Consider the following 24,734-nt stretch of genomic DNA (forward strand, 5'->3'; position numbering starts at 1 on the left):
GATTAATCTATCGGAATTAACTGGTTTTACCTTTTTCTCTGTTTAATTTTCAAAGACCATTTGGTTTATCGCTTACTATTAACGACTTTTTTAGTTTACTATATAAACTTCATCTTGTCAACAACTTTTTAAAAACTTTTAATTTTAATTTGATGTTTAACTGTCATTGCATCTCTCAGCGACAAAACATATGTTATCATGATTATTTAGTTAAATAGTTATATTTAAATCTAATTAATTAAAATTATAACTATATTACTTTAAAATTCATTACCTTTCTTCATTATTCATAGATTGATACACTTGGATATGTGTTTGTATTACTTTAATTAATAATAGTATACATAGCATATTTTAGTTATATTTAAATTAATAATATATCAATTTACGCATTACAAAGGAAAAGGATTTTCTCAAAATAGATAATTCCATTTTAAGAAAATCCTTTTCTTTTTGATAATAAATTAATTAATTTACTCTAAAGCCTTATCATTACTTTCTTCAAGTTCATTACGCTCTTCTAAATCATCACTTTCACCTAAGTCTTCTGATAAGTTATTTTCATTGTCTACAATTTCATCTATAGACACTTGTTTATCTTCATTCTTTTCTTCTTCACTATTATAGTTAATTTTTGCGACAGCTACTATATTTACATCCTCTCCAGTTTTCATAAGTGTAACACCCATGGCGTTTCTACTAGTTGTAGATATATCGCTTACATTAATTCTTATTATTATGCCATTATTATTTATTAGCATAATCTCATCTATATCTCTAACTACCCTAGCACTAATAACGTTACCTGTTTTTTCTGAGATTTTATAGGTCTTTATACCTTTTCCACCTCTTCTTTGAAGTGTGTAGTTTTCTATAGCAGTTCTCTTTCCAAAACCTTTTTCACTGATTACAAGAAGTTCTTCGTCTGGTTTTGCTATTATCATAGATACAGCAATATCGCCTTCTCTTAGGGTTATAGCTCTAACCCCTGTAGTAGTCCTTCCCATATTTCTGACTTCTTTTTCACTAAATCTTATAGAGTATCCATCCTTAGTGACGAATAATACTTCATCATCACCTTTAGTTATTCTAACTCCGACAATCTCATCATCTTCTTTTAGATTTATAGCATTAAGTCCATTCTTTCTAATATTCTCAAACTTATCTAAAGATGTCTTTTTGACCATTCCTGATTTAGTTCCCATTAATAGATAATTATCACTGTCAAAAGTTCTTATAGACATAACTGCTTGTATATTCTCATCTGAGTCTAATGGTAGCATGTTAATTATGTTAGTTCCTTTAGCAGTTCTACCGCCTTCTGGTATTTCATAAGCCTTTAATTTATATACTTTACCCTTGTTAGTGAAAAATAGTATATTATTTAAAGTTGGAGTTATTAAGAAATGTTCTACAAAGTCATCTTCTTTTGTAGTAATACCTTGTATACCTCTTCCACCTCTCTTTTGAGCATTGTAGGTATCTGCTGGTAAACGCTTAATATATCCTCCATGAGTTAGAGTTATTACTATATCCTCATCATCTATTAAATCTTCATCTTCAAAGCTATAAGGGTTCTTTTCTATAGCAGTTCTTCTATCATCCCCATACTTTGTTTTTATCTCAATTAATTCATCTTTTATTATATTAAGTAATATCTCTTCACTATTAAGTATTGATTGTAAATAAGCTATTGTTTTCATTAACTCATTATACTCATCTTCAATTTTATCTCTTTCTAGACCTGTTAATCTCTGTAATCTTAGGTCTAAAATAGCTTGAGCTTGCTTTTCCGAAAGATTAAACTTTTCAATCAATCCATCTTTAGCTTCTTGAGTTGTCTTAGATGCTCTAATTAAAGATATAACTGCATCAATGTGATCAAGGGCAATTCTTAAACCTTCAAGTATATGAGCTCTTGCATTAGCTTTATCTAAATCAAAAATAGTTCTTCTTGTAACTACATCTCTTTGATGGTTTAAGTAATGAACTAAAATTTGTTTTAAATTGAGCACCTTAGGTTCATTATCAACTAATGCAAGCATGATTACTCCAAAGGTATCTTGCATTTTTGTATGTTTATAAAGTCTATTTAAAACAACATTTGCATTTGCATCTCTTTTTAATTCTATAACAATTCTCATACCGTCTCTATCTGATTCATCTCTTAAATCAGATATACCATCTATTTTCTTTTCCTTAACTAGATTTGCTATAGATTCTATAAGATTTGCTTTGTTAACCATATATGGTATCTCTGAAACTATTATTCTATTTCTACCATTATGTTCTTCTATTTCAGCTTTTGATCTAACTAGAATCCTTCCTCTACCTGTTTCATAAGCACTTCTAATACCACTTCTACCTAGTATTATTCCGCCTGTAGGGAAGTCCGGACCCTTAATCTCAGACATTAAGTCATCAACCGTAGCTTCTTGATTATCAATAAGCATTATTACAGCATTTATAACTTCAGTAAGATTATGTGGTGGTACATTAGTGGCCATACCAACTGCTATACCTGAAGATCCATTTACAAGTAACGTTGGAAATCTTGCTGGTAAGACTTCTGGTTCTTTTTCTTCACCATCAAAGTTTGGTATAAAGTCTACAGTTTCTTTATTGATATCACGAAGCATTTGACTAGCAATTTTACTCATCTTAGCTTCTGTATATCTCATTGCAGCTGCACCGTCACCATCTACAGATCCAAAGTTTCCGTGACCATCTACTAGCATATATCTTATCGAGAAATCTTGTGCCATCCTAACTAACGCATCATATACTGAGCTATCACCATGTGGGTGATATTTACCAAGTACATCTCCGACTATTCTCGCACATTTTCTATAACCTTTTTCATAAGTTATTCCTAATTCATGCATAGAGTATAAAATTCTTCTATGAACAGGTTTTAATCCATCCCTAACATCCGGTAGTGCCCTTCCAACAATAACACTCATAGCGTAATCTATATAGGACTTTTTCATTTCATATTTTATATCTATTGGTATTATCTTATCCATAGTATCCATATTTACACCTACCTTTACTATAGTCTAATACTATATATCTAAGTTGCTAACTTTTTTAGCATTCTCTTGTATAAACTCTCTACGTGGCTCTACCTTATCTCCCATTAGAATGGTAAATATCTCATCTGCCGCCATAGCATCTTCAACATTTACTTGCAATAGAGTTCTTGTTGATGGATCCATTGTAGTACTCCACAATTGATCTGGATTCATCTCTCCAAGACCTTTATATCTTTGAATGTCTGTACTATTGTCTTTTCCACCTAATTCTTCAATTACTATATCTAATTCATAATCACTATATGTGTATTTCTCAAATTTACCCTTTTTAATTTTATAAAGAGGAGGTTGCGCAATAAATACATGCCCATTATCTATTAGCTCTCTCATGTATCTATAGAAGAATGTAAGTAAAAGCGTCCTTATATGTGCTCCATCTACATCAGCATCTGTCATTATAATTATTTTATTATACCTAATCTTAGATACATCAAAATCCTTACCAACACCTGCACCAAAGGCTGTTATCATAGATCTTATAGAGTCAGATGCCAATATCTTATCAAGTCTCTGTTTCTCTATATTCATTATTTTTCCTCTAAGCGGAAGTATGGCTTGGAATCTTCTATCTCTTCCTTGCTTAGCAGAACCACCCGCAGAATCTCCCTCAACTATATAAATTTCACATTCTGATGGATCTTTAGAAGAACAATCAGCAAGCTTACCTGGCAAACTTGTACTCTCAAGCACTGATTTTCTTCTAGTAAGTTCACGTGCTTTTTTAGCTGCTTCCCTAGCTCTAGCTGCATTTAAACCCTTCTCTATAATACTTTTACCTACAGCAGGATTTTCTTCTAAGAATGAACCTACAACCTCTCCTACTATTGATTCTACTATTCCTCTTACTTCACTATTACCAAGTTTAGTTTTAGTTTGCCCTTCAAATTGAGGATCTGTAAGCTTAACAGATATAACTGCAGTTAATCCTTCTCTAACATCTTCTCCACTTAGATTTTTATCATTTTCTTTTAAAAATCCAAATTTTTTAGCATAATCATTAAGAACTCTAGTTAATGCTGTCTTAAAACCAACTAAGTGAGTTCCACCTTCCACTGTATCTATATTATTTGCAAAGGAAAATAAATTCTCATTATATGTGTCATTGTACTGAAATGCTAATTCTACTGAAGTTGTATTTTTTATTCCTTCTATATAGACTGGTTCATTATGAATTTTTCCTTTATTTCTATTTAAATATTCAACAAAGGATTTTATCCCACCTTCATAATGGAACTGATTTACTTTCTCATATCTCTCATCTGTAATTTTAATATTTATACCTTTATTAAGAAATGCTAACTCTCTTAATCTTTGAGACAATGTATCATATTCAAATTCAATAGTTTCAAATATTTCTTCATCTGGCATAAAGTGAATTATTGTTCCATGCTCATCAGTATTTCCAATTTTATCAAAAGATGTAACAGTCTTACCTCTTGAAAAACTTTGATACCATATGTGCCCTTCTCTTTTTACTGTAACTTCACAAAGCTCTGACAGTGCATTAACAACAGAAGCTCCAACCCCGTGAAGTCCTCCTGATACCTTGTATCCTCCACCACCAAACTTTCCACCAGCATGAAGTACTGTCATTATAACTTCAATTGTAGGTATATGCATTTTGGGATGTATGCCTACTGGCATTCCTCTTCCATCATCTATTACTGTAACTGAGTTATCTTTATGAATAATAACTTGTATACTTTCACAGAAACCCGCTAATGCTTCATCTATACTATTATCAACAATCTCATAAACCAAGTGGTGTAGGCCTCTGATGCTAGTACTTCCAATATACATTCCTGGTCTTTTTCTAACCGCCTCAAGTCCTTCAAGGACTTGTATCTGATTTTCATCATATTTTTCATTATTAACCATAGCTATCCTCCTAACTTAACCTAAAGTTCACAGTATGACACATTAGTCCTTTTACACAAAGTAGATGATGATATAGGTGACAAATAAATCTTACTCTTTTTGTTTACTTCAGCTATAATAAATGATTTAGGTTTGTCACTAGTTATACGTTCTACAAACCCATCTTCTTCTGCTAGCCTTATGAATTGGCTAGTGTCTGGACTATACATAGTAGATTCTATGTCAAAAATACCTATTATATCTTTAATTGGTACAACTATACTTTCGCCTAAGTGTAAAAACATAGTATTTCCCCCTAACTCCATCACATTATTTCTTGTACGCTTCCTTTTTCAACATTGAATATTTTCATGTTATTACCTTTTAAATATTTTTTTATTCCTGTAATTCCTGTACATGTTATTAAGGTTTGAATTCCATTTATGGATCTTAATATATATTCTTGCCTTTTTGTATCTAATTCAGACAATACATCATCAAGTAATAACAATGGGTATTCTCCTATTAATTCTTTTATTATGCGTAATGATGCAAATTTTATTGTCAAAACAGAAGTTCTCTGCTGACCTTGTGATCCAAATACCTTCACATCTATATCATTTATAAATATAGAAAAATCATCTCTATGTGGTCCTACAGATGTAATTTTTTTCTCTAAGTCTTTTTTTCTATTACTTTTAAGTAGGTTATATAACTCTTCTTTCAGACTATCAATATCCTTAAGCTGCATTATATAATTAAATCTAATAGACTCATTTCCCTGAGTTATATCACTGTGAATTTTTTTAGAGAATTCATTTAATTTTTCTATATACCTAATTCTTTGAGCTATTATGTAACTCCCAAATTCAGCTAATCTAATATCATATATATCTATCATATCTATGTCAGCACTAAATTTCTTTAATATAACGTTTCTTTCATTTAAAATTTTTTTATAAGAAGATAGACAATGGTAGTATTTTTTGTCCAGTTTACAAAGTTCAATATCTAAAAATCGCCTTCTAAATGATGGCGAATTCTTAACAATATCTAAATCTTCCGGTGAAAATATAACTACATTAACAACACCTACCATATCTTGTAGCTTAGATATCTTTATTGAGTTTATATTTATGGCTTTTTTCCCATCTTTAAAAATTTTAATATTAATTTTTTTATCTAAACGTTCTTTTACTACATAAGCACTAATATATGCCTCGTTACTATCCCAATATATAAGCTCTTTATCTTTATTAGTTCTATGTGATTTTCCAACACTCGAATAGTATAAAGATTCAAGTATATTAGTTTTTCCTTGAGCATTATCACCTTGAAAAACATTAGTTCCATCACATAATTCTAAGGTAACATTTTTATAATTTCTAAAATTTATTAAATTCAAATATCTAACATACATAAAAACACCCACCTAAAATTATATCATAATATATATTCTAAGTGTGAAAATTACTGTAAAAATATAAATATAGCTAAATCTCCTAATTATAATAACTATAAAACTCAAAAGGCTGAAATATTTATCAGCCTTATGTTTTACACAATACTATACTCTTCTTCTTGAAATTCTATTTTATCACCTATATATAGCTTTCTTCCTCTTCTTACTTCTACTTCACCATTAACCTTAACATCTTCGTTTTGTATATAAAATTTAGCTTCTGACCCTAAGGTAGTAGCTCCAGTAAACTTCAAAAATGAGTCTAGCTTTATAAATTCTGTATCTATTTTTATTTCTACCATATATTTCTCACATCCTAATTATTATTAGCAACTCTTACTGGAAGTAATAAATAAACACTGTTATCACTATCTTGATTTCTTATTACACAAGGAGAAACAGTAGACGTAAATTCCATGGTTACATTTTCCTCTTCCATTATTTTAAACACATCAATTAGATATTTAGAATTAAATGCAATTTTAATTCCTCCACCTTGCAATATTATTTGAACCTCTTCCCTCGCCTTTCCCAATTGAGAATTTGATGTTACAACTAAGGTTTCATCTGAAATATCAAATTTTACAAGATTAGTGTTTCCATCCTTCGCCATAAGAGAGGCTCTTTCTATACATCCTAAAATTTCATTTCTATTAACAGTAACTTTTAGATTATGTTCCTTAGGAATAATAGATTCATATTTAATAAAATCTCCTTCTAATAATCTAGAGATAACCTTAGTATTTCCAAAATTAAATAATATGTGGTTCTTTGTAAATGTAATTTGAACAACATCATCAGTATCTTTAAGAATTTTAGAAACCTCATTAAGAGTCTTTCCTGGTATAACTGATTCCTTATTAGATTTACAAGCCATAGATTCACTCTTTAATGCTACTCTAAATCCATCTAGTGCAACCATATTTAGTTTATTTTCTTTAACTTGAAGTAATACCCCAGTTAATATAGGTCTTGTATCATCTTGAGCAATAGCAAAAATGGTTGATTTTATCATATTTTTTAAAGTTTTTTGAGATACAGATAGTACCACATCTTCTTCTATACTTGGTAACGTTGGATATTCTTTTGGATTTAGGTATACTAATTGAACGTTAGATTTTTGGCACTTTAATTCTACTTCATTACTATTAATTTCAGTTACTTCAACTATATCGTTAGGTAGCTTTCTTATAATTTCTCCAAATATTCTAGAGTCAAGAACTACTTCGCCCTCCTCTATAATATTCGCTGGTATCTTTGTTTCTATGCTAACTTCTATATCAGATCCAATTAAAGTTAATAACCCATCTTTTGCATATATATATATACCTTGAAGTATAGGTAATGTTGATTTACCTGTAATAGCTTTTTGAACATCTGAAATTGCTTCTTGTAATAAGCTTTTTTCTATTAAGAATTTCATATAAAAATCCTCCTCCTTATACACATAAAAAATTACTATAAATAGCTTAGATAATTAAATAATATTTAGTAGTAGTAGTAGTAGGGGCTGTTGATTTGTTGATAAGTACCTATAGGCTAATGATATCAACAATTTTTGTGTAAAATAAATTGTGGATAAACTAATTTTGAATTTCAGTAGTTATCCACAGTATTAAGAATATATTTTTTTTGAGAAATAATCCACAATAAATCTTTCAAATATTAATAACAAGTGTTATTAATTACTTTTGATTTATTCTTTTAGTTAATTCTGCTATAGCTGATTGCAGGCTTTCGTCTTTCTTTAGGTTCTGAGATATTTTTTCATATGCATGAATTACTGTAGTATGATCTCTACCGCCAAATTCTTCACCTATCTTTGGAAGAGAAGTATCTGTAAGCTTTCTTGAAAGGTACATAGCAATTTGTCTTGGAAAAGCAACATTTCTAGTTCTTCTTGCTGATTTAAAGTCATCTACCTTTAAGTTATAGTAGCTAGAAACGATATCTTGAATTAATTCAATAGTAACTTGTCTTGAATTTCTATTTGATATTATATCTTTTAAAGCTTCAGATGCTAAATCTACACTTATATCTTTATTTGTTAAAGAAGAATAGGCAACTATTCTTATAAGAGCACCTTCTAGCTCTCTTATGTTAGATTTAATTTGCGTAGCTATATATACCATAACTTCATTAGGAATATTTAAATTTTCTACATCCGCCTTCTTTTTTAAAATAGCAATTCTAGTTTCAAAGTCAGGTGGTTGGATATCAGCTATAAGTCCCCATTCGAATCTAGACCTTAACCTATCTTCTAATGTAGGAATTTCTTTTGGCGGTCTATCGCTTGATAAAATTATTTGTTTATTAGCATCATGTAGAGCATTAAAGGTATGGAAGAATTCTTCTTGAGTAGATTCCTTACCTGCAATAAATTGAATATCGTCAATAAGAAGTACATCTACATTTCTGTATTTGTTCCTAAATTCAACATTTTTATCATCTTTAATAGAATTAATAAGCTCATTTGTAAATTTTTCTGATGAAACATAAACTACCTTAGACTTTGAATTAACTGTTTGTATGTAACTCCCAATAGCATGCATTAAGTGTGTTTTTCCAAGTCCAACTCCTCCATAAATAAATAGCGGGTTGTAGGCTTTAGCTGGTGACTCTGCTACAGCTAAAGAAGCTGCATGAGCAAACCTGTTGCTATTTCCTATGACAAAAGAATCAAAGGTATACTTAGGATTTAGTATTGCTGACATTTCATCATTTACAACTAAATTTTGTTTATTATTTGTACGCTTAGAAGTTGATGTATCTAAATCAGAAGCTTCCTCAGAGCTTATAACAAAATTTATAGAGTATGATTTATTGCATGCTGCTTGAATAGAATTTTTTATTAAGTCTTTATATCTATTCACTAGGATATCCTTAGTGAAGTCATTACGAACACCAAGAGTTATAGTTGAATCAGTCATTTTTAGTGGGTCAATACTTTTAATCCAAGTATTAAAACTTACTTCGGTGAGTTCAGCTTTAAGTATTTCTAAGGCTTTTTCCCAAATTTCATTTACATAGGTGTTCATGTTATATCCTCCTCTTAAAATATTTATATCTATAATTAACAATAGAAAAGAGATAAAAATCCACAAGAGTATCAACAGAATAATAGATACATATAAAGTTGTTTACCATTGTTAAAATTTTTATTCACATGTTTATAATTTGTGTTCTAATAAATAATAAATTATACTTACTAACAATATATAATTATAAGTTATACACAGGTAAAAGTGGTGAAAAACGTTAAAAATTCATGTAAAAACACAAAAAAAAGAGAAAAAATAAGAGTTATTCACAGAATAATCAACAGATTGTGTATAACTTGTTCGAAAAATAACTTATCAACATCCATACATAATGATATCAAAAGATTGCAAGCTATTCAATAAGTTATCCACAAAAAATATAGTTTTGTGGAATTTTTATTAACAAGAGTGTTTAAAAACATAAAAAAATGACATATTAATAATGTTAGAAAATGTTCTAAATAGTTATCTTGACATAAGGGTTACTTACATTTATAATCTAATAGTGAAACTTAAAAAGTAGTGATAATTTAATTGCTATAAATGACATATAAGATGAAGGGGGTGCAAGCGCATGTTCATGACTTACCAACCTAAAAAAAGACACAGAAAGAAAGAGCATGGATTCAGAAAGAGAATGAGTACTGCTTCTGGAAGAACTGTTCTTAAGAGAAGAAGACAAAAAGGAAGAAAAAAATTGACAGCATAAGGGCCGCTAATGTGGCCTTTTTCTGTAATTAAGAAAGAGAGCAACATAGAAATATGAAAGAAGAAAGGCTAAGAAAAAACCCTGAGTTTAGATTAGTATATAGAAGAGGAAAATCTTTATCTACATCTTTATTAGTGTTATACGTATTCAAGAACAATAAAGGAATTAATCGGGTAGGAATATCTGTAAGTAAAAAAGTAGGAAAGAGTGTAGTTCGTAGTAGAGTAAAGAGGCTTATAAGTGAAAGTGTTAGATTAAATAAACAAGGATTAAAGCAGGGGTATGATCTAGTCTTTGTTGCAAGAAGTGCTTCAAAGGACAAGAGTTATAAAGAAGTTGAAAACTCAGTTAAATATTTATTTAAGAAATCAGGGCTTAATAATGTTGAAAAAAATATTACTAATAGTAATTAAATGTTATAGAAAATATATATCTCCCATGAAAGCACCATGTTGCATATACGAGCCAAGCTGTTCCTTATATGCAATTCAGGCTATCGAAAAATATGGTGCAATCAAAGGCGGTTTTATGGCTATTAAGAGAATTTTACGGTGTCATCCTTACCACAAGGGAGGATATGATCCGGTTAAATAGAAAGTATTAGGAGGGGTTAATTTGAATTACTTATCTGGTATCTTTGAACAAGTATTTTATTCGGTTCATAATTTTGTTCAATTAATTACAACAAATCCAGACATATCATTCGGTGTTGCAATAATAATATTTACATTTCTTGCAAGAATATGTTTGTTGCCATTATCTCTAAAACAAACTAAATCTACAGCAAAAATGAGTGCAATTCAGCCTGAAATTAAAAAGGTTCAAGAAAAATATAAAAACGATCCTCAAAGACAACAGACTGAAATAATGAAAGTATATAAAGAAAATAATGTATCCATGTTTGGTGGATGTTTACCAATGCTTATTCAGTTTCCTATTATGATAGCATTGTTTTATGTATTTAAAGCAATAGATTATCAAGGAGCTGGATTTTTATGGGTGCCAGATTTAGCACAAAAGGATCCAACAATGATATTACCAATAGTTTCTGGACTAACAACATATTTTTCAAGTAAGGCTATGCAACCAGCAACTGGAGATGCAGCTAAGCAAACTAATATGATGAATATTGGTATGTCAATTTTCTTTGGATTTATGTCATTACAATTTCCAGGAGCATTAGTACTTTACTGGACAGTAGGTAACTTAATCCAAATGGCACAATCTTTAATATTAAATAAAATTTATAAAAAGCCTAATACTAAATCGGCATAATAAAATCATTTTATTATTGGAAGGGCGGTATCTAAAGCATGAAGAGTATTGAAATAATTGGTAGAACTGCTGAAGAAGCTATACAAAATGCCTTAAAAGAATTAAATGTTACAGAAGAAAAAGTTACTATAGAAGTATTAGAAGAAGGTAGTAAAGGATTTTTAAATATAATAGGGGTTAAGCCGGCAAAGGTTAAGGTGACATTAAAGAGAGATCAGCTAGGTGATGCTAAAAAGTTCTTAAGAGAGATTCTTAATGCTATGAATGTAAAAGCTGAGATTCATATAAAAGAAGAGAATAATGAAATAAATATTAATTTAGTAGGTCCTAATATGGGTGTATTAATAGGGTATAGAGGAGAAACTTTAGACTCTCTTCAATACTTAGTGAGCTTAGTAGTAAATAAGAATCATGATGAAGCATACAAGAGAGTAATTCTCGATACTGTTAATTACAGACAAAACAGACAGGAAACACTTAAAAAATTGGCATTTAAAATGGGAGAAAAGGTAAGAATTAATGGAAAAACTTTAAAATTAGAACCTATGAACCCATATGAAAGAAGAGTTATTCATTCAACTCTGCAAAACAATGCATATGTAACTACCCATAGTGAGGGTGATGAGCCTTATAGAAGAGTAGTTATTGAATTAAAGAAAGCCTAGCGGCTTTCTTTTTATATTTTCAAATAGTGTGATACAATAGTGATTTGTGGATACAATTTATATTAAGTTATGTTGTAATATTAAAAAGGAGGGACTAACATGAAGGATTTTGATACAATAGGTGCTATATCAACAAGTATAGGGGAAGGTGGAATTGCCATTGTAAGAATTTCCGGTGATAAGGCTAAAGATGTTGTTGAGAAAATATTTCAAGCTAAGAATGGTAGGTTAATTAAAGATATGAAAAGTTATACCATGAAATATGGTTACATAATAGATGAAAATAATAATCACATAGATGAAGTTATAGTCTCATTTATGAAGGGACCTAGAAGTTTCACAGCTGAAGATACTATAGAAATAAACTGCCATGGTGGAGTAGTTGCTACAAATAAGGTTTTAGAGCAAGTTATAAAGCAAGGGGTTAGGCTTGCTGAACCAGGAGAATTTACTAAAAGAGCATTTTTAAATGGAAGAATAGATTTATCACAAGCTGAAGCTGTAATAGATATGATTAATGCTAAAACCGATTTAAGTATGAAATCAGCATTAATGCAAAGTGAAGGAGCAATTTCCAAGGAAATACAAGGATTAAGAGGGAAATTATTATCAACTATTGCACATATAGAGGCTACGGTAGATTATCCAGAGGATGATTTAGAAGAAGTTACAGCTGAAATGGCTATAAAAGATTTAGAAGCAATAAAAAAAGAAATAAAAGAATTTATAGAAACAGCAGAGGAAGGCAAGATACTAAGAGAAGGGTTAAGTACAGTAATTGTAGGGAAGCCTAATGTAGGAAAATCATCTCTTTTAAATGCTTTAACTAGAGAAAATAGAGCTATAGTTACAGATATTCCTGGTACTACAAGAGATGTTATAGAAGAATATATAAATATATCAGGAATTCCTATAAAAATAATTGATACTGCAGGAATAAGGAAAACAGATGATGTAGTAGAAAAGATAGGAGTAGAAAGATCAAGAGCTAAAATTAACGATGCTGATTTAATTATTCTTATATTAGATTCCAGCAATGACTTAAGTGAGGAAGATAAGGAAATTATTAATCATATAAGTAATAAAAAATATATGATATTATTAAACAAGAGTGATTTAAATAGTAAAATTACTCAAGTCAATTTAGAAAATATTAATTGCAAAAATATATATAGTATATCAGCTAAAACTGGTGAAGGTATAGATAAAGTTAGATCAGCTATTAAAGATATGTTCTTTAAAGGTGAGATTAGTACTAATAATATTATAATAACTAATACAAGGCATAAAGAAGCTCTTTTAAGAGCGTATGAATGTGTTGAGAGTGCTATAAATACTTTAAATCATACTTTTGCCATTGACCTTGCATCTATTGATGTAAGAAATGCATGGACCTTTTTAGGTGAGATAACAGGAGACTCTTTAGAAGAGAATATTATAGACAAAATATTTAAGGATTTTTGTCTAGGTAAATAGAGGTGAAACAATGAAATACTTAGCAGGAGATTATGATGTAGTTGTAGTAGGAGCTGGCCATGCTGGGTGTGAGGCAGCTTTAGCCACGGCGAGAATGGGATTAAAAACTTTAATGTGTACACTTAATCTTGATAGTATAGCTCTTATGCCATGTAATCCCAATATTGGGGGTACTGCAAAGGGACATTTAGTTAGAGAAGTGGATGCACTAGGTGGAGAGATGGGAAGAAATATAGATGATACTTACATTCAGTCTAGAATGCTTAATATATCTAAAGGCCCAGCAGTGCATTCACTTAGAGCTCAAGCAGATAAAAAGAGATATTCTGAAAGAATGAAACATGTAATAGAGACAGAACATAATTTAGATTTAAAACAACTTGAGGTTGTAAGTATTGATGCACCAAACAATGTGGTTAAAGGTATACTTACTAAGTATGGAGCTTACTTTAATTGTAAAGCAGTTATCTTAACAAGTGGTACTTATTTGAAATCACAGGTAATAATAGGTGAAGTAGTAGTAAATGAAGGACCAAGTGGATTATTTCCAGCTAATGAATTATCTAAATCATTAATAGATTTGGGCATTTCATTAAGAAGATTTAAGACAGGAACACCAGCAAGAATTAATGCTAGATCGGTAGATTTTTCAAAAATGGAAGAGCAAAAGGGCGATAGAGATGTGGTTCCATTTTCATTTATGAGTGGAGATATACAAAGATCACAGGTATCTTGTTATCTAACTTATACAAATAGTAAAACTCATAATGTAATATTAAAAAATATAGATAGATCACCACTTTATAATGGATCTATAAAAAGTACAGGGCCTAGATATTGTCCATCCATTGAAGATAAAGTGATGAGATTTAGAGATAAAGAAAGACATCAATTGTTTATAGAACCAGAAGGAGAAAGTACTGAAGAAATGTATGTTCAAGGAATGAGTAGTTCGCTTCCAGAGGATGTACAATTAGAGTTTTTAAAGACAATAGAAGGACTTGAAAATGTGGAGGTAATGAGAACTGGATATGCAATAGAATATGATTGTATAGATCCTACACAATTAAAATTATCACTAGAGTTTAAGAATATAGATGGATTATTCTCAGCAGGTCAGGTAAATGGAAGTTCTGGTTATGAAGAAGCAGCAGGTCAAGGAATTCTTGCAGGAATAAATGCGTCTCTTAAAATTAAAGGAAAGGAACCTTTAATTTTAAAAAGGTCAGATGCTTATATAGGTGTTTTAGTAGATGATTTAGTTACAAAAGGAACTAATGAGCCTTATAGAATGATGACCTCAAGGTCTGAATACAGACTTTTACTAAGGCAAGATAACGCTGATCTAAGATTAACAGAAGTGGGTTATAAAGTTGGACTAGTTAAAGAGGAAAGATATAATGCATTTATTAAGAAAAAAGAAGAGATAAATGCTGAAATAGAAAGACTAAAGAATCTTCAAATAACAGGTAAAAAAGAAGTAAATGAATTTTTAATAAATATGGGCTCTGCTGAACTTAAAAAACCGACTTCATTATATGAATTAATTAAACGTTCAGAACTAGATTATTACAACATTAAGGATCTAGATCCGGACAGAAAAGAACTTAGTAGACAAGTTACAGAGCAAGTTAATATAGTATCTAAGTATGAAGGTTATATAACAAAGCAATTAGAACAAATTAGTCAATTTAAAAAATATGAAAATAAATTTATACCAGAAGATTTAAATTATAATGAAGTTAAAGGGTTAAGAACAGAGGCTATTCAAAAATTAGATTCTATAAGACCAGTGAATATAGGTCAAGCATCTAGAATATCTGGAGTATCTCCAGCAGATATAAATGTTCTATTAATATTCCTTGAGCAAAGAAGAAGAGGCTTAAACATAGATAATTAATAAATATAGTATTTAAAACTATAAAGAAATATATAATTATTAATACCTACTAATTATTTATGTTTATAATTAGTAGGTATTAGTTTAAAATAGAAATATATACTTAAAATTATATTAACACATATAAAACTTAATTATGCGGAGGATTAAAATGGAGTATTTTGATATGTTGAAAGAAGCTTGTGAAAATGAAGGATTAATCTTTGATGCCACAATGTATGATAATTTTATTCAATATAAGGCTTTAATTAAAGAGTGGAATGAAAAAATTAATTTAACAGCGATAATAGAAGATGAGGAAATTATAAAAAAGCACTTTATTGATTCTATTAAAGTATTTGAATTTCCATATGTAAGAGAAGCTAAGAAAATTATAGATATAGGAACTGGGGGAGGGTTTCCAGGAATTCCTATGAAAATAGTAAAGCCTGATTCTTATATCGTGCTTTTAGATTCTTTAAATAAAAGAATAAATTTTTTAAATGAAGTTATTGATAAATTAGAGTTAAAAGATATTAAAACGATTCATGGTAGAGCTGAAGATTTTGCACAAAAGACAGAATACAGAGAAGAATTTGATTTGGCTGTATCTAGAGCTGTTGCTAATTTAACTGTTTTATTAGAGTTATGTTTACCATACGTAAAGGTTGGAGGATATTTTATAGCATTAAAGGGACCAGCTATAGAAGATGAAATAAAGGATTCTAAAGTTGCGCTTAAAGTATTAGGAGGAGCTATTGAAGAAATATTAGAGGTTAATATAGCAGGTAGTGATCTTAAACATAACTTATTAGTTATAAAAAAGGTTAAAGATACACCTAAAAAATATCCAAGAAAAGCTGGAATAGTAAATAAAAGTCCTATAAAATAAATTTCTAGAAATATTTATATTAATTGTTAAATATAAAGAGGAATTTTGAGATTAATATAGAATTTTAATTAAAGATAAGGAATTTCATAAAAGGATGGTATAAAATGGAAAATACTATTAATTATATAGAGGTTGATTCAATATGTCCTAACCTTTATCAGCCAAGAAAAGTATTTGATGAAGAATCAATACAAGAGCTTGCACAATCAATAAAGGTTTATGGAATAATTCAACCATTATCGGTTAGAAAAATAGATGAAAATAATTATGAGCTAATTGCAGGTGAAAGAAGATTAAGAGCAGCTAAAGAAGCTGGATTATCAAAAGTACCAGTTATAATATCTAATATTAATGATAAGGATTCTGCGGCAATTGCATTATTAGAAAATTTGCAAAGAGAGGATTTAAACTTCTATGAAGAATCATTAGCATATCATAATTTAATTAAAGTACATTCTTACACTCAAGAGCAATTATCAGAGGTTATAGGTAAGAAGCAATCTACAATAGCAAATAAACTTAGAATTTTAAAGTTAGATGAAAAAATAATTAGTACAATAATCGACAACAAGTTGACAGAGAGACATGCTAGAGCATTATTAAAAGTTCCCAATGATGAATTACGTAATGAGGTATTAGAAACTGTAATAAAAAATGGATTAAATGTAAAAAAAACTGAAGAACTTATAGATAGAGAATTACTTAAATTAGCGCATACTGAAGTTGCATCAGATGGTAAAAAGAGAATAAAAGGAGCATTTAGTCCAGCTATATATATTAACACTGTAAAGCAAGTTTTTGATAAATATGGCGTAGAAGCTAAATATAGATCCAAAGAATTAGATGACAGTATACAAGTTACTATAACAATAAAAAAGAAATAATATTTATATATTACTTTTTTTAAAGACTACAAAATGTTTCACGTGAAACATTTTGTAGTCTTTTATCGAATAATCAATTTTATATAAAGGGTAAAGTATAACTTAGATAAATAAAGATTAAGTAAATATATTATCAGAAATATAAAATTAATGTATACAATTGTATTATTAAAGAGTATGAAAATAATTATTTTTATCTAAATATATTGATAAAAAAATAAATACTTATTAATTTGTGTAATAATTACTTTAAATAAAATCTATATCAATATATAATATAAATACATAGAAAAAATAAACTTATACTGATTAAAATTATTATGGAGATAAAATTATTATGGAGATAAAATTTTTAATATATAGTAATTTTAAATAAAGTCTACTATAGATAAGGGGGGGGAGAATATGAAGGTAATATGTATTTTCAATCAAAAAGGAGGAGTTGGAAAAACAACTACTAATATAAATTTATGCTCGTATTTAGCGATGAATGGATACAAAGTTCTGTCTATAGACATAGATCCTCAAGGAAATACAACTAGTGGTATAGGATTAGATAAAAGAAAAATACATTGTTCTATGTATGATGTCTTAACAAGTAATGTTTCATTGAAAGAAATTATCAAAAAAAGTGAAATAGTAGATAACTTTTATATTGCGCCTTCAACTATGACTCTAGCAGCAGCAGAAGTTGAAGTTATAAGTCAAGATCAGAGGGAGAAAGTTTTAAAAAATAAAATTGATGAAATAAGAGATGATTATGATTATATATTTATAGATTGTCCACCATCGTTAGGTGTATTAACTATTAATGCTTTAACAGCATCTGACTCAGTTTTAATACCAATACAATGTGAGTTTTATGCTCTTGAAGGTGTTGGTCAATTGATGAGTACCATACAGTTAATTAAGAGATATTTAAATACTGGTCTTGAAATTGAAGGTGTAATCATGAGTATGTATGATAGTAGAACTAGATTATGTAATGAAGTAGTTGAAGAAATTAAAAAGTACTTTAATAATAAGGTATATGATACTTTCATACCAAGAAATGTTAAATTAGCAGAATCACCTAGTTTTGGACTTCCTATCATGCTATATGATGATAAATGTAAGGGGTCAGAAGCATTTGAAGCTTTAACGGAGGAGTTTATTAGTAGACAAGGAGGAAAATAGCATGAAGAAAACAGGAGTTTTAGGAAAAGGATTATCTTCATTAATTCCAGAGAATGACTTTCAAGACAGTAATAATGAACAGGTTATAAGTATAGATATAAATTTAATTAAGCCTAACAAAGATCAGCCGAGAAAACATTTTGATAATGAAAAGTTAATAGAATTAGCGAACTCTATTAAAGAACATGGAATAATACAACCCGTTATAGTGAGAAAAGAAAACCAAGTTTATGTAATAATTGCAGGTGAACGTAGATGGAGAGCAGCAAAACTATTAAATTTAAAAGAATTACCAGTAATAATTAAGGATTTATCTGATGTAGAGGTTGTACAAATTTCTTTAATAGAAAATATAATAAGAGAAGATTTAAATCCTATAGAGGAAGCTACAGCATATAAGAAATTATTAAATGATTTTAATTTGACTCAAGAAGAAATAAGTAAACAAGTTTCAAAATCTAGAAGTGCTATAGCCAATTCATTGAGATTATTAAATCTTGATGAAAGAATACAAGGATATTTAATTGAAGGTGTTTTATCAGAAGGACATGGTAGAACAGTATTAGCTCTGGAAAATAAAGATGATCAATATATAGTTGCTCAGAAGGTTATTGATGAAAACTTAAATGTTAGACAAACTGAATTATTAGTAAGAAATTATTATATAAGTGATGATAATAATAAGTATAAGAGAGTAAATAATAAATCGGAAAATGATATATATTATAAAGATATAAAATCAAAATTAGAAAATCATTTTAACACAAAAGTAAGTATAAGTAATAACTCTAAAAATAAAGGTAAGATAGAAATAGAGTATTACTCTCCAGAAGATTTACAAAGGATAATAGAAATTTTAAATATATAATGTTTCACGTGAAACACTTTTAGAAAGGATGAATGCTTTTGGAACAAATTATAGAATTTCTCAATCAATATAATGTATTTATAACTATAGGGTTAATAATATTAGTATTTGTATTAATCATTATTGTGATAACATCACTAATATCAACAAGCAAGATGAAAGATAAATATAGAAAAATGATGAAGGGAACTAATAATAAAAATTTAGAAGAATTAATAATAAATTCATTAGATAAAATCGAGAATGTAGAAGAAATAACAGATGAAGTTAAAGATATGTGTAATAAAACATCAAATATAGTTGCATCTTGTGTCCAAAGGGTTGCAATGCAAAGATATAAAGCTTTTGAGGATATTGGAAGTGATTTAAGCTATTCTATTGCTCTTTTAGATGGAAGAAATAATGGTGTAATAATAACTAGTATTTATTCAAGAAATGAAAGCATTACATATGCAAAACCTATTGATAATGGAATATCCAGATATGATTTATCACAAGAAGAAAATAATGTTCTTCATCAAGCTGTAAATACTAATAAAGAATAAATTTAATAAAGTAGAGGAACTAGAATATTCTAGTTCCTCTATTTTATTAAATTTATGTTCAAAATTTAGTTTTAGAAATATGAGATAGTATATTGTAGTAATTACGCATATAGTGGTAAACATGAAATAACTAAATTACTATTAAATGTATAGAGACTTGAGATGAAGGTATTATATATAAAAAAATATATAGTTATTCTATTTATGCTGGCTTAAAGTATTTATAGCTTAGACAATTGAATTGCAGGTATTTTAAAATATAAATAATTCTCATTATTATAATAAGTTGATTTTATTTAAAAGGGATTTTTAGAAAATTTTACAGAATATAAAAGTGTTTTCATTTAATATAAAACGAAGTATTGATATGGATTATACAAGTAAAAAAGAAATAATAGGTGTTTCACGTGAAACACCTATTATTTCTTTTTTGCTTATACTACTAGTCTGCATCTAAAACTTTAGGAACATCTTTATTGTTAACCTTAGAGTAAGATTTTCGCCCACCTATAGTTTTTATTATAGAATGGTATATTCCTGAAGAGATTACTTCAGCTAATTTCATTACAATATACAATCGAGTATTTTGAAGCACCATAAATTCTAAAGAGCCAGATATATTAACAATGCCAACAATACTTAAATCACCAACTGAAGGCAAATTTTTATTCAGAGCAGCTCCAGGATAAAGGGGCTTGGATTCTATTATAACTTTACCTACATTTTGAAGAACTCCTAGAGAAGCATCTACAGCTATTATATATGGATTATCATGATCCTTAAGTATTAAATCATTGGTTTCAGAAATATTTTTTGCATGTACAGGGTTTTCTAAATTTCCATATATAAATACCTTATCTCTAACTAAAAATTTAAGTTTATCACCTACAAGTGGACCTAAACTATCACCTGTAGATCTATCTGTACCTATACATAAAATAACAATATCTCTATTATCTTTAATTACTTTAGTTAGTTCTTCTGAAAGAATTTCTCTTATGTCATATATAGAATTATCAGACAAAGCATCGAAAATAACTTTTTCCACCATGAGTAACACCCTCCTATATTAGAAAGTATTACCATAAAGTTAAATTTAATACATATATTCTTAAATCATTACAATCTTTTAATCAATGAATTTATACTGCTTAAGATATAATTTATATCTTTTTCATCATTGAAATATCCAAAGCTGAAACGTAAACTTCCATTGGGGTATGTTCCTATAGTTTGATGGGCTAATGGAGCACAATGAAGACCGGTTCTAGTTATAATATTATATTCAGAGTCAAGAATAAATCCAAGTTCACTATTATCAATTTTAGTTGAATTTACAGATATAGTTGAAGTTCTATTTTCAGTATTTAGATGGCCATAAACTTTCATGCTAGAAATATTTAATATGCCATCAATGAATTTTTGCGTTAGATAGTCCTCATGATCTTTAATTGTAGATAATCCTTCATTTTGAATAAATGTTATTCCAGAAAGAAGCCCTGCAACACCAGGTGCATTAATAGTACCACTTTCAAATTTATCAGGTAAGAAATTAGGTTGAATTATATCAGAAGAAACACTTCCTGTACCTCCAACAATTAAAGAAGAACAAACATCACTCATTACATCATCTATGATAAAGCCACCTATACCTTGAGGTCCTAATAAGCTTTTGTGTCCAGTAAAGGCTAGAGCATTGCAGTTTAAATTTTGAAAATTCAAATCAAGTACACCAGCAGTTTGAGCAGTATCTATAATGAAAAATATATTATTTTTCTTGCAGATTTGTCCGATTTTTTCAAGAGGTTGAATAGTACCAATTATGTTAGAACCATGAGAAAGAGTCACAAGTCTAGTGTTATGTTTGATTTTACTTTTAAAATCCTCTACATTAATTTCGCCTAATTCATTACATGGAATTATATCTAATTCTATTATACCTTTAGATTTTAATTCGTTTAATGTTCGAAGAGTACTGTTGTGGTCCATAGAAGATGTTATAACATGCCATCCTGGTTTAACTACACCTTTAATTAAAATATTTAAAGACATAGTAATATTAGATGTAAAAACTACATTTTTAGTATCTGGAAAATTAAAAAAATCGCATAAAGCATTTCGACATTGAAATACAACCTTATTACCTTTTAGAGATGAAGTAGATGCTCCTCTTCCGGGGTTACCACCTATATTTCTCATATAATTTAGTATATCATTATAAACACAATCGGGTTTGGGAAAAGATGTAGCTGCATTATCTACATAAATTTGCATAGTATTACCTCCTAGTTTAAATTTATCATATTTAGATATTTAATAAGTAAAGTTTATATATTCTAAATTTAGATATGATATATCCTATAGATTTGATATAATTAATATGTTAATTAAAACTTTTATTTAATAAGTCATTACAACACAATAATACAACATTATAATTAATATATACAACACCATAGTAATATATTAAATTGAGCATATTAATTAATAGGCATTAACTATACATTATCATCTAATATTATTTAATAGGGAGAGAAGGATTATGGAAAATATTGATAACAAAATTGACTGTAGAGGGTTAAATTGCCCAATTCCTGTGGTAAATACAAAAAAATATTTTGATACTTTAGAAAATGGTATAGGAGTAACTATTGTAGATAACGAAGTTGCAAAAAATAATATAGTTAAATTTGCCCAAGGAAGTGGATTTAAATATGAAGTAAAAGAAGAAGGAAGCAATATATTTTATATAACAATTACAAAGGGAAAAGCTATACCAGAAGAATTAAATGTAGAGAGTTCTAAAGAAAAAGAAGAGACTTTTACTATTGTTATAGGATCAGATAAGTTGGGAAATGGAAATGATGAATTAGGGGTAGCTCTTATAAAGAGTTATTTATTTGCACTTTCAGAGGCTGAAGTTATTCCAAACAATATAGTATTTTTAAATGCAGGAGTAAAGTTAGTGGTTGAAGGAGCCCTTACGCTTGATAGTGTAAAAAGGCTAGTAGAAAGAGGCGTAAATGTACAAAGCTGTGGCCTCTGTTTAGATTTTTATGGATTAAAGGATAATCTTGCTATTGGAGAAATTAGTAATATGTATGCAATAATTGAAATGATGAATAAAGGAAAAACTATAAAGCTATAAGAAATAGTGCTGGGAGATTAAGAAATGAAAGAATTTTTAATTGTAACTTTTAATAATACTCATGAAGCTATGAAAGCAGAATCAGTATGTATTAATGAAAAAATTAAGGTTACTATGATGCCAACACCAACATATATAACAAAAAGTTGTGGAATAAGTTTAAAGGCTGATATTGGTATTGTAAATAACCTAAAAGGAATAATAAAAGATAAAAAGATGGAATTTAAAACAATTTACCAATTTACTGATAACAAGTTGGTAGAGTTAAATATTGACTAGTATAATACAAAATAGTTAAAAGTAATTATAAAGCAATATAGTTTACAGATGTTGACATTTGGAAACACTGATATATAGGAGAAGAATATGAAAGAATTTGATTTAAATGATATTGTAGAAACTAAAAAAACACATCCGTGTGGTAGTAATAAGTGGGAAATAATTAGGATGGGTGCAGATATAAAAATTAGATGCACCGGATGTGATAGAATTGTTATGATTCCTAGAAGTAAATTTGAAAAAAGTGTAAAGAAAGTTATTAAGGATGATGAAAGTTAAGATAACAATATTGACTTGATAGTTATACTATGATATAATTTGATGATGTAATCCCTGCTGTGAAAATCACAGCCGTTAGTCCGGGGGGAGGAGGTGAAACTAATGAGAACATATGAAACTATATTCATATTACACCCATCATTAGACGAGGAGGCTGTTAAAGCTAACGTTGAAAAGTTTAAAGGTGTAATAGAGAACAATGGTGGAGAAGTTGAAAGCGTTGACGCTTGGGGTAGAAGAAAGCTAGCTTACGAAATCGCTAAAGTTAACGAAGGTGTATACACATTAATCAACTTCAAAGCTGACGCTGAATTACCTAAAGAATTAGATAGAGTATTCAGAATTACAGATGGTGTTATAAGACATATTATAATCAATCCAGAAAGCAAGTAGGTGGTATTAATGAATAAGGTTGTTTTAATCGGAAGATTAACCAAAGACCCAGAGTTAAAGTTTACTCCAGGTACAGGTACAGCTGTAGCCACATTTACAATTGCAGTCAATAGAAGATTTAAGAAAGAAGGGCAACCGGATGCAGACTTTATACCTGTAGTAGTATGGGGTAAACAAGCTGAAAGTACTGCTAACTACATGAGTAAAGGTAAACTTTTAAGTGTAGCTGGTAGAATTGAAACTCGTTCTTATGAAGCTAAAGACGGTGGAAGAAGATATGTTACTGAAGTAGTAGCTGATGAAGTAAGTTTCCTTGAATGGGGTGGCAATAAAACATCAGGAATGAATACTGGAGCTGCTTCTCACAATGATTCATCAATACCAACAGATTACTTTGGTGGAGGAGATATGACTCCGATTGATGATGGTGAGGATATGCCATTTTAATAATTAGGTAAGGAGGTAAGAGCAATGGCTTATGATAGAAATGATAAGAATGATAGAAGAAAAGGCGGAAACAGAAAAAGAGCTAAGAGAAAAGTTTGTGCTTTCTGTATGGATAAAGCAACTTCTATAGATTATAAAGATATCAATAAATTAAGAAAGTACGTTACAGAGAAAGGTAAAATATTACCAAGAAGAATTTCTGGAAACTGTGCTAAACACCAAAGAATGCTAACTGTAGCTATTAAGAGAGCTAGAAACATAGCATTATTACCATTCACAACTGAGTAGTAATAATTTATTTGGTAAAATAAACATATAGTTGATAAAACTAGTGAATCGTTGTTATTCACTAGTTTTTTGTTTT

27 protein-coding genes are annotated in these 24,734 nt (G+C 29.0%); 18 read left to right on the forward strand and 9 right to left on the reverse strand.

The annotated features are described in order from the left end of the window. Positions 1–473: 473 nt before the first annotated feature. From gyrA to dnaA, 7 genes are all read right to left on the reverse strand, one after another. Positions 474–3,035, reverse strand: a complete 2,562-nt coding sequence (gene gyrA, locus ABDZ93_RS07540; RefSeq protein WP_343825164.1) for a DNA gyrase subunit A — start codon at positions 3,033–3,035, stop codon at positions 474–476. A 30-nt stretch (positions 3,036–3,065) separates the two neighbouring features. Continuing rightward, positions 3,066–4,973 carry a DNA topoisomerase (ATP-hydrolyzing) subunit B gene (gene gyrB / locus ABDZ93_RS07545; protein WP_343825166.1) on the reverse strand — a complete coding sequence of 636 codons (1,908 nt, stop codon included), beginning with the start codon at positions 4,971–4,973 and terminating at the stop codon, positions 3,066–3,068. A gap of 20 nt (positions 4,974–4,993) precedes the next feature. Beyond that, positions 4,994–5,257 carry an extracellular matrix regulator RemB gene (gene remB / locus ABDZ93_RS07550; protein WP_343825168.1) on the reverse strand — a complete coding sequence of 88 codons (264 nt, stop codon included), beginning with the start codon at positions 5,255–5,257 and terminating at the stop codon, positions 4,994–4,996. A gap of 20 nt (positions 5,258–5,277) precedes the next feature. After that, entirely contained in the window at positions 5,278–6,372 is a 1,095-nt protein-coding gene (recF, locus tag ABDZ93_RS07555) for a DNA replication/repair protein RecF (protein ID WP_343825170.1), read from the reverse strand. A gap of 137 nt (positions 6,373–6,509) precedes the next feature. Then, the gene (gene yaaA / locus ABDZ93_RS07560; RefSeq protein WP_343825172.1) at positions 6,510–6,716 is read right to left on the reverse strand and encodes a S4 domain-containing protein YaaA; all 207 of its coding nucleotides are present in this window, start codon (positions 6,714–6,716) and stop codon (positions 6,510–6,512) included. A gap of 14 nt (positions 6,717–6,730) precedes the next feature. Next, complete coding sequence (dnaN, locus tag ABDZ93_RS07565) at positions 6,731–7,837, reverse strand: DNA polymerase III subunit beta (protein WP_343825173.1); 1,107 nt, start codon at positions 7,835–7,837, stop codon at positions 6,731–6,733. Between the two features lie 262 nt (positions 7,838–8,099). After that, a complete protein-coding gene (gene dnaA / locus ABDZ93_RS07570) occupies positions 8,100–9,452 on the reverse strand; it encodes a chromosomal replication initiator protein DnaA (protein ID WP_343825174.1) in 1,353 nt (450 codons plus the stop codon). Between the two features lie 577 nt (positions 9,453–10,029). Between dnaA and rpmH the strand changes: the two genes are divergently transcribed. The 12 genes from rpmH (at position 10,030) to ABDZ93_RS07630 (ending at position 19,824) form a co-directional block, all read left to right on the forward strand. Continuing rightward, positions 10,030–10,164 carry a 50S ribosomal protein L34 gene (rpmH, locus tag ABDZ93_RS07575; RefSeq protein WP_035135513.1) on the forward strand — a complete coding sequence of 45 codons (135 nt, stop codon included), beginning with the start codon at positions 10,030–10,032 and terminating at the stop codon, positions 10,162–10,164. Between the two features lie 53 nt (positions 10,165–10,217). Then, the gene (rnpA, locus tag ABDZ93_RS07580) at positions 10,218–10,577 is read left to right on the forward strand and encodes a ribonuclease P protein component (protein ID WP_343825176.1); all 360 of its coding nucleotides are present in this window, start codon (positions 10,218–10,220) and stop codon (positions 10,575–10,577) included. Then, positions 10,546–10,758 (forward strand): membrane protein insertion efficiency factor YidD, encoded by a 213-nt coding sequence (yidD, locus tag ABDZ93_RS07585; RefSeq protein WP_425544762.1) that lies wholly within the window; start codon positions 10,546–10,548, stop codon positions 10,756–10,758. Before rnpA ends, yidD begins: the two co-directional genes overlap by 32 nt. Before the next feature lie 21 nt (positions 10,759–10,779). Next, positions 10,780–11,439 carry a membrane protein insertase YidC gene (yidC, locus tag ABDZ93_RS07590; RefSeq protein ID WP_343825179.1) on the forward strand — a complete coding sequence of 220 codons (660 nt, stop codon included), beginning with the start codon at positions 10,780–10,782 and terminating at the stop codon, positions 11,437–11,439. 38 nt (positions 11,440–11,477) lie between these two features. After that, positions 11,478–12,104: an RNA-binding cell elongation regulator Jag/EloR gene (gene jag, locus ABDZ93_RS07595; RefSeq protein WP_343825180.1), complete on the forward strand. Its 627-nt coding sequence runs from the start codon at positions 11,478–11,480 to the stop codon at positions 12,102–12,104. Positions 12,105–12,203: 99 nt separating this feature from the next. Continuing rightward, positions 12,204–13,580, forward strand: coding sequence for a tRNA uridine-5-carboxymethylaminomethyl(34) synthesis GTPase MnmE (mnmE, locus tag ABDZ93_RS07600; RefSeq protein WP_343825182.1), 1,377 nt, complete (start codon positions 12,204–12,206; stop codon positions 13,578–13,580). A 10-nt stretch (positions 13,581–13,590) separates the two neighbouring features. Further along, positions 13,591–15,480, forward strand: coding sequence for a tRNA uridine-5-carboxymethylaminomethyl(34) synthesis enzyme MnmG (mnmG, locus tag ABDZ93_RS07605; RefSeq protein WP_343825184.1), 1,890 nt, complete (start codon positions 13,591–13,593; stop codon positions 15,478–15,480). A 151-nt stretch (positions 15,481–15,631) separates the two neighbouring features. Continuing rightward, the gene (rsmG, locus tag ABDZ93_RS07610) at positions 15,632–16,351 is read left to right on the forward strand and encodes a 16S rRNA (guanine(527)-N(7))-methyltransferase RsmG (RefSeq protein WP_343825186.1); all 720 of its coding nucleotides are present in this window, start codon (positions 15,632–15,634) and stop codon (positions 16,349–16,351) included. Positions 16,352–16,455: 104 nt separating this feature from the next. Then, positions 16,456–17,235 carry a ParB/RepB/Spo0J family partition protein gene (locus tag ABDZ93_RS07615; RefSeq protein WP_343825188.1) on the forward strand — a complete coding sequence of 260 codons (780 nt, stop codon included), beginning with the start codon at positions 16,456–16,458 and terminating at the stop codon, positions 17,233–17,235. Positions 17,236–17,640: 405 nt separating this feature from the next. Beyond that, positions 17,641–18,411 (forward strand): ParA family protein, encoded by a 771-nt coding sequence (locus tag ABDZ93_RS07620; protein WP_343825190.1) that lies wholly within the window; start codon positions 17,641–17,643, stop codon positions 18,409–18,411. A gap of 1 nt (position 18,412) precedes the next feature. After that, entirely contained in the window at positions 18,413–19,279 is an 867-nt protein-coding gene (locus tag ABDZ93_RS07625) for a ParB/RepB/Spo0J family partition protein (protein ID WP_343825192.1), read from the forward strand. A 38-nt stretch (positions 19,280–19,317) separates the two neighbouring features. Beyond that, complete coding sequence (locus ABDZ93_RS07630) at positions 19,318–19,824, forward strand: DUF4446 family protein (protein WP_343825194.1); 507 nt, start codon at positions 19,318–19,320, stop codon at positions 19,822–19,824. A gap of 442 nt (positions 19,825–20,266) precedes the next feature. On the opposite strand, the gene yyaC is transcribed toward ABDZ93_RS07630, so the two are convergent. Together yyaC and ABDZ93_RS07640 are read right to left on the reverse strand one after the other, a co-directional pair. Next, positions 20,267–20,875 (reverse strand): spore protease YyaC, encoded by a 609-nt coding sequence (gene yyaC / locus ABDZ93_RS07635; RefSeq protein WP_343825196.1) that lies wholly within the window; start codon positions 20,873–20,875, stop codon positions 20,267–20,269. A 68-nt stretch (positions 20,876–20,943) separates the two neighbouring features. Beyond that, the gene (locus ABDZ93_RS07640) at positions 20,944–22,098 is read right to left on the reverse strand and encodes an aminotransferase class V-fold PLP-dependent enzyme (protein WP_343825197.1); all 1,155 of its coding nucleotides are present in this window, start codon (positions 22,096–22,098) and stop codon (positions 20,944–20,946) included. A gap of 277 nt (positions 22,099–22,375) precedes the next feature. Here ABDZ93_RS07640 and yedF point away from each other — a divergent pair, with 277 nt between their 5' ends. The 6 genes from yedF to rpsR all read left to right on the forward strand — a co-directional run bounded on the left by yedF (position 22,376) and on the right by rpsR (position 24,658). Then, on the forward strand, positions 22,376–22,972 hold the full coding sequence (gene yedF, locus ABDZ93_RS07645; protein ID WP_425544765.1) for a sulfurtransferase-like selenium metabolism protein YedF: 597 nt from the start codon (positions 22,376–22,378) through the stop codon (positions 22,970–22,972). 24 nt (positions 22,973–22,996) lie between these two features. After that, complete coding sequence (locus ABDZ93_RS07650; protein ID WP_343825201.1) at positions 22,997–23,251, forward strand: putative Se/S carrier protein; 255 nt, start codon at positions 22,997–22,999, stop codon at positions 23,249–23,251. Positions 23,252–23,338: 87 nt separating this feature from the next. After that, positions 23,339–23,530 carry a DUF951 domain-containing protein gene (locus ABDZ93_RS07655; RefSeq protein WP_343825203.1) on the forward strand — a complete coding sequence of 64 codons (192 nt, stop codon included), beginning with the start codon at positions 23,339–23,341 and terminating at the stop codon, positions 23,528–23,530. A gap of 102 nt (positions 23,531–23,632) precedes the next feature. Further along, complete coding sequence (gene rpsF, locus ABDZ93_RS07660; RefSeq protein ID WP_343825205.1) at positions 23,633–23,923, forward strand: 30S ribosomal protein S6; 291 nt, start codon at positions 23,633–23,635, stop codon at positions 23,921–23,923. A gap of 9 nt (positions 23,924–23,932) precedes the next feature. Further along, on the forward strand, positions 23,933–24,370 hold the full coding sequence (locus ABDZ93_RS07665; protein ID WP_343825207.1) for a single-stranded DNA-binding protein: 438 nt from the start codon (positions 23,933–23,935) through the stop codon (positions 24,368–24,370). A 24-nt stretch (positions 24,371–24,394) separates the two neighbouring features. Then, the gene (rpsR, locus tag ABDZ93_RS07670; RefSeq protein WP_035132005.1) at positions 24,395–24,658 is read left to right on the forward strand and encodes a 30S ribosomal protein S18; all 264 of its coding nucleotides are present in this window, start codon (positions 24,395–24,397) and stop codon (positions 24,656–24,658) included. Positions 24,659–24,734: the final 76 nt, after the last annotated feature.

The sequence above is a fragment of the Clostridium subterminale genome (genome assembly GCF_039521425.1).
Classification (GTDB): Bacteria; Bacillota; Clostridia; order Clostridiales; family Clostridiaceae; genus Clostridium_J; species Clostridium_J subterminale.

Bases quoted from the DNA above. Each gene is read 5' to 3' on its own strand.
- gyrA (WP_343825164.1), bottom strand. From the start codon at position 3,035: ATGGATACTATGGATAAGATAATACCAATAGATATAAAATATGAAATG.
- gyrB (WP_343825166.1), bottom strand. From the start codon at position 4,973: ATGGTTAATAATGAAAAATATGATGAAAATCAGATACAAGTCCTTGAA.
- remB (WP_343825168.1), bottom strand. From the start codon at position 5,257: ATGTTTTTACACTTAGGCGAAAGTATAGTTGTACCAATTAAAGATATA.
- recF (WP_343825170.1), bottom strand. From the start codon at position 6,372: ATGTATGTTAGATATTTGAATTTAATAAATTTTAGAAATTATAAAAAT.
- yaaA (WP_343825172.1), bottom strand. From the start codon at position 6,716: ATGGTAGAAATAAAAATAGATACAGAATTTATAAAGCTAGACTCATTT.
- dnaN (WP_343825173.1), bottom strand. From the start codon at position 7,837: ATGAAATTCTTAATAGAAAAAAGCTTATTACAAGAAGCAATTTCAGAT.
- dnaA (WP_343825174.1), bottom strand. From the start codon at position 9,452: ATGAACACCTATGTAAATGAAATTTGGGAAAAAGCCTTAGAAATACTT.
- rpmH (WP_035135513.1), top strand. From the start codon at position 10,030: ATGTTCATGACTTACCAACCTAAAAAAAGACACAGAAAGAAAGAGCAT.
- rnpA (WP_343825176.1), top strand. From the start codon at position 10,218: ATGAAAGAAGAAAGGCTAAGAAAAAACCCTGAGTTTAGATTAGTATAT.
- yidD (WP_425544762.1), top strand. From the start codon at position 10,546: ATGTTGAAAAAAATATTACTAATAGTAATTAAATGTTATAGAAAATAT.
- jag (WP_343825180.1), top strand. From the start codon at position 11,478: ATGAAGAGTATTGAAATAATTGGTAGAACTGCTGAAGAAGCTATACAA.
- mnmE (WP_343825182.1), top strand. From the start codon at position 12,204: ATGAAGGATTTTGATACAATAGGTGCTATATCAACAAGTATAGGGGAA.
- mnmG (WP_343825184.1), top strand. From the start codon at position 13,591: ATGAAATACTTAGCAGGAGATTATGATGTAGTTGTAGTAGGAGCTGGC.
- rsmG (WP_343825186.1), top strand. From the start codon at position 15,632: ATGGAGTATTTTGATATGTTGAAAGAAGCTTGTGAAAATGAAGGATTA.
- ABDZ93_RS07615 (WP_343825188.1), top strand. From the start codon at position 16,456: ATGGAAAATACTATTAATTATATAGAGGTTGATTCAATATGTCCTAAC.
- ABDZ93_RS07620 (WP_343825190.1), top strand. From the start codon at position 17,641: ATGAAGGTAATATGTATTTTCAATCAAAAAGGAGGAGTTGGAAAAACA.
- ABDZ93_RS07625 (WP_343825192.1), top strand. From the start codon at position 18,413: ATGAAGAAAACAGGAGTTTTAGGAAAAGGATTATCTTCATTAATTCCA.
- yyaC (WP_343825196.1), bottom strand. From the start codon at position 20,875: ATGGTGGAAAAAGTTATTTTCGATGCTTTGTCTGATAATTCTATATAT.
- ABDZ93_RS07640 (WP_343825197.1), bottom strand. From the start codon at position 22,098: ATGCAAATTTATGTAGATAATGCAGCTACATCTTTTCCCAAACCCGAT.
- ABDZ93_RS07650 (WP_343825201.1), top strand. From the start codon at position 22,997: ATGAAAGAATTTTTAATTGTAACTTTTAATAATACTCATGAAGCTATG.
- ABDZ93_RS07655 (WP_343825203.1), top strand. From the start codon at position 23,339: ATGAAAGAATTTGATTTAAATGATATTGTAGAAACTAAAAAAACACAT.
- rpsF (WP_343825205.1), top strand. From the start codon at position 23,633: ATGAGAACATATGAAACTATATTCATATTACACCCATCATTAGACGAG.
- ABDZ93_RS07665 (WP_343825207.1), top strand. From the start codon at position 23,933: ATGAATAAGGTTGTTTTAATCGGAAGATTAACCAAAGACCCAGAGTTA.
- rpsR (WP_035132005.1), top strand. From the start codon at position 24,395: ATGGCTTATGATAGAAATGATAAGAATGATAGAAGAAAAGGCGGAAAC.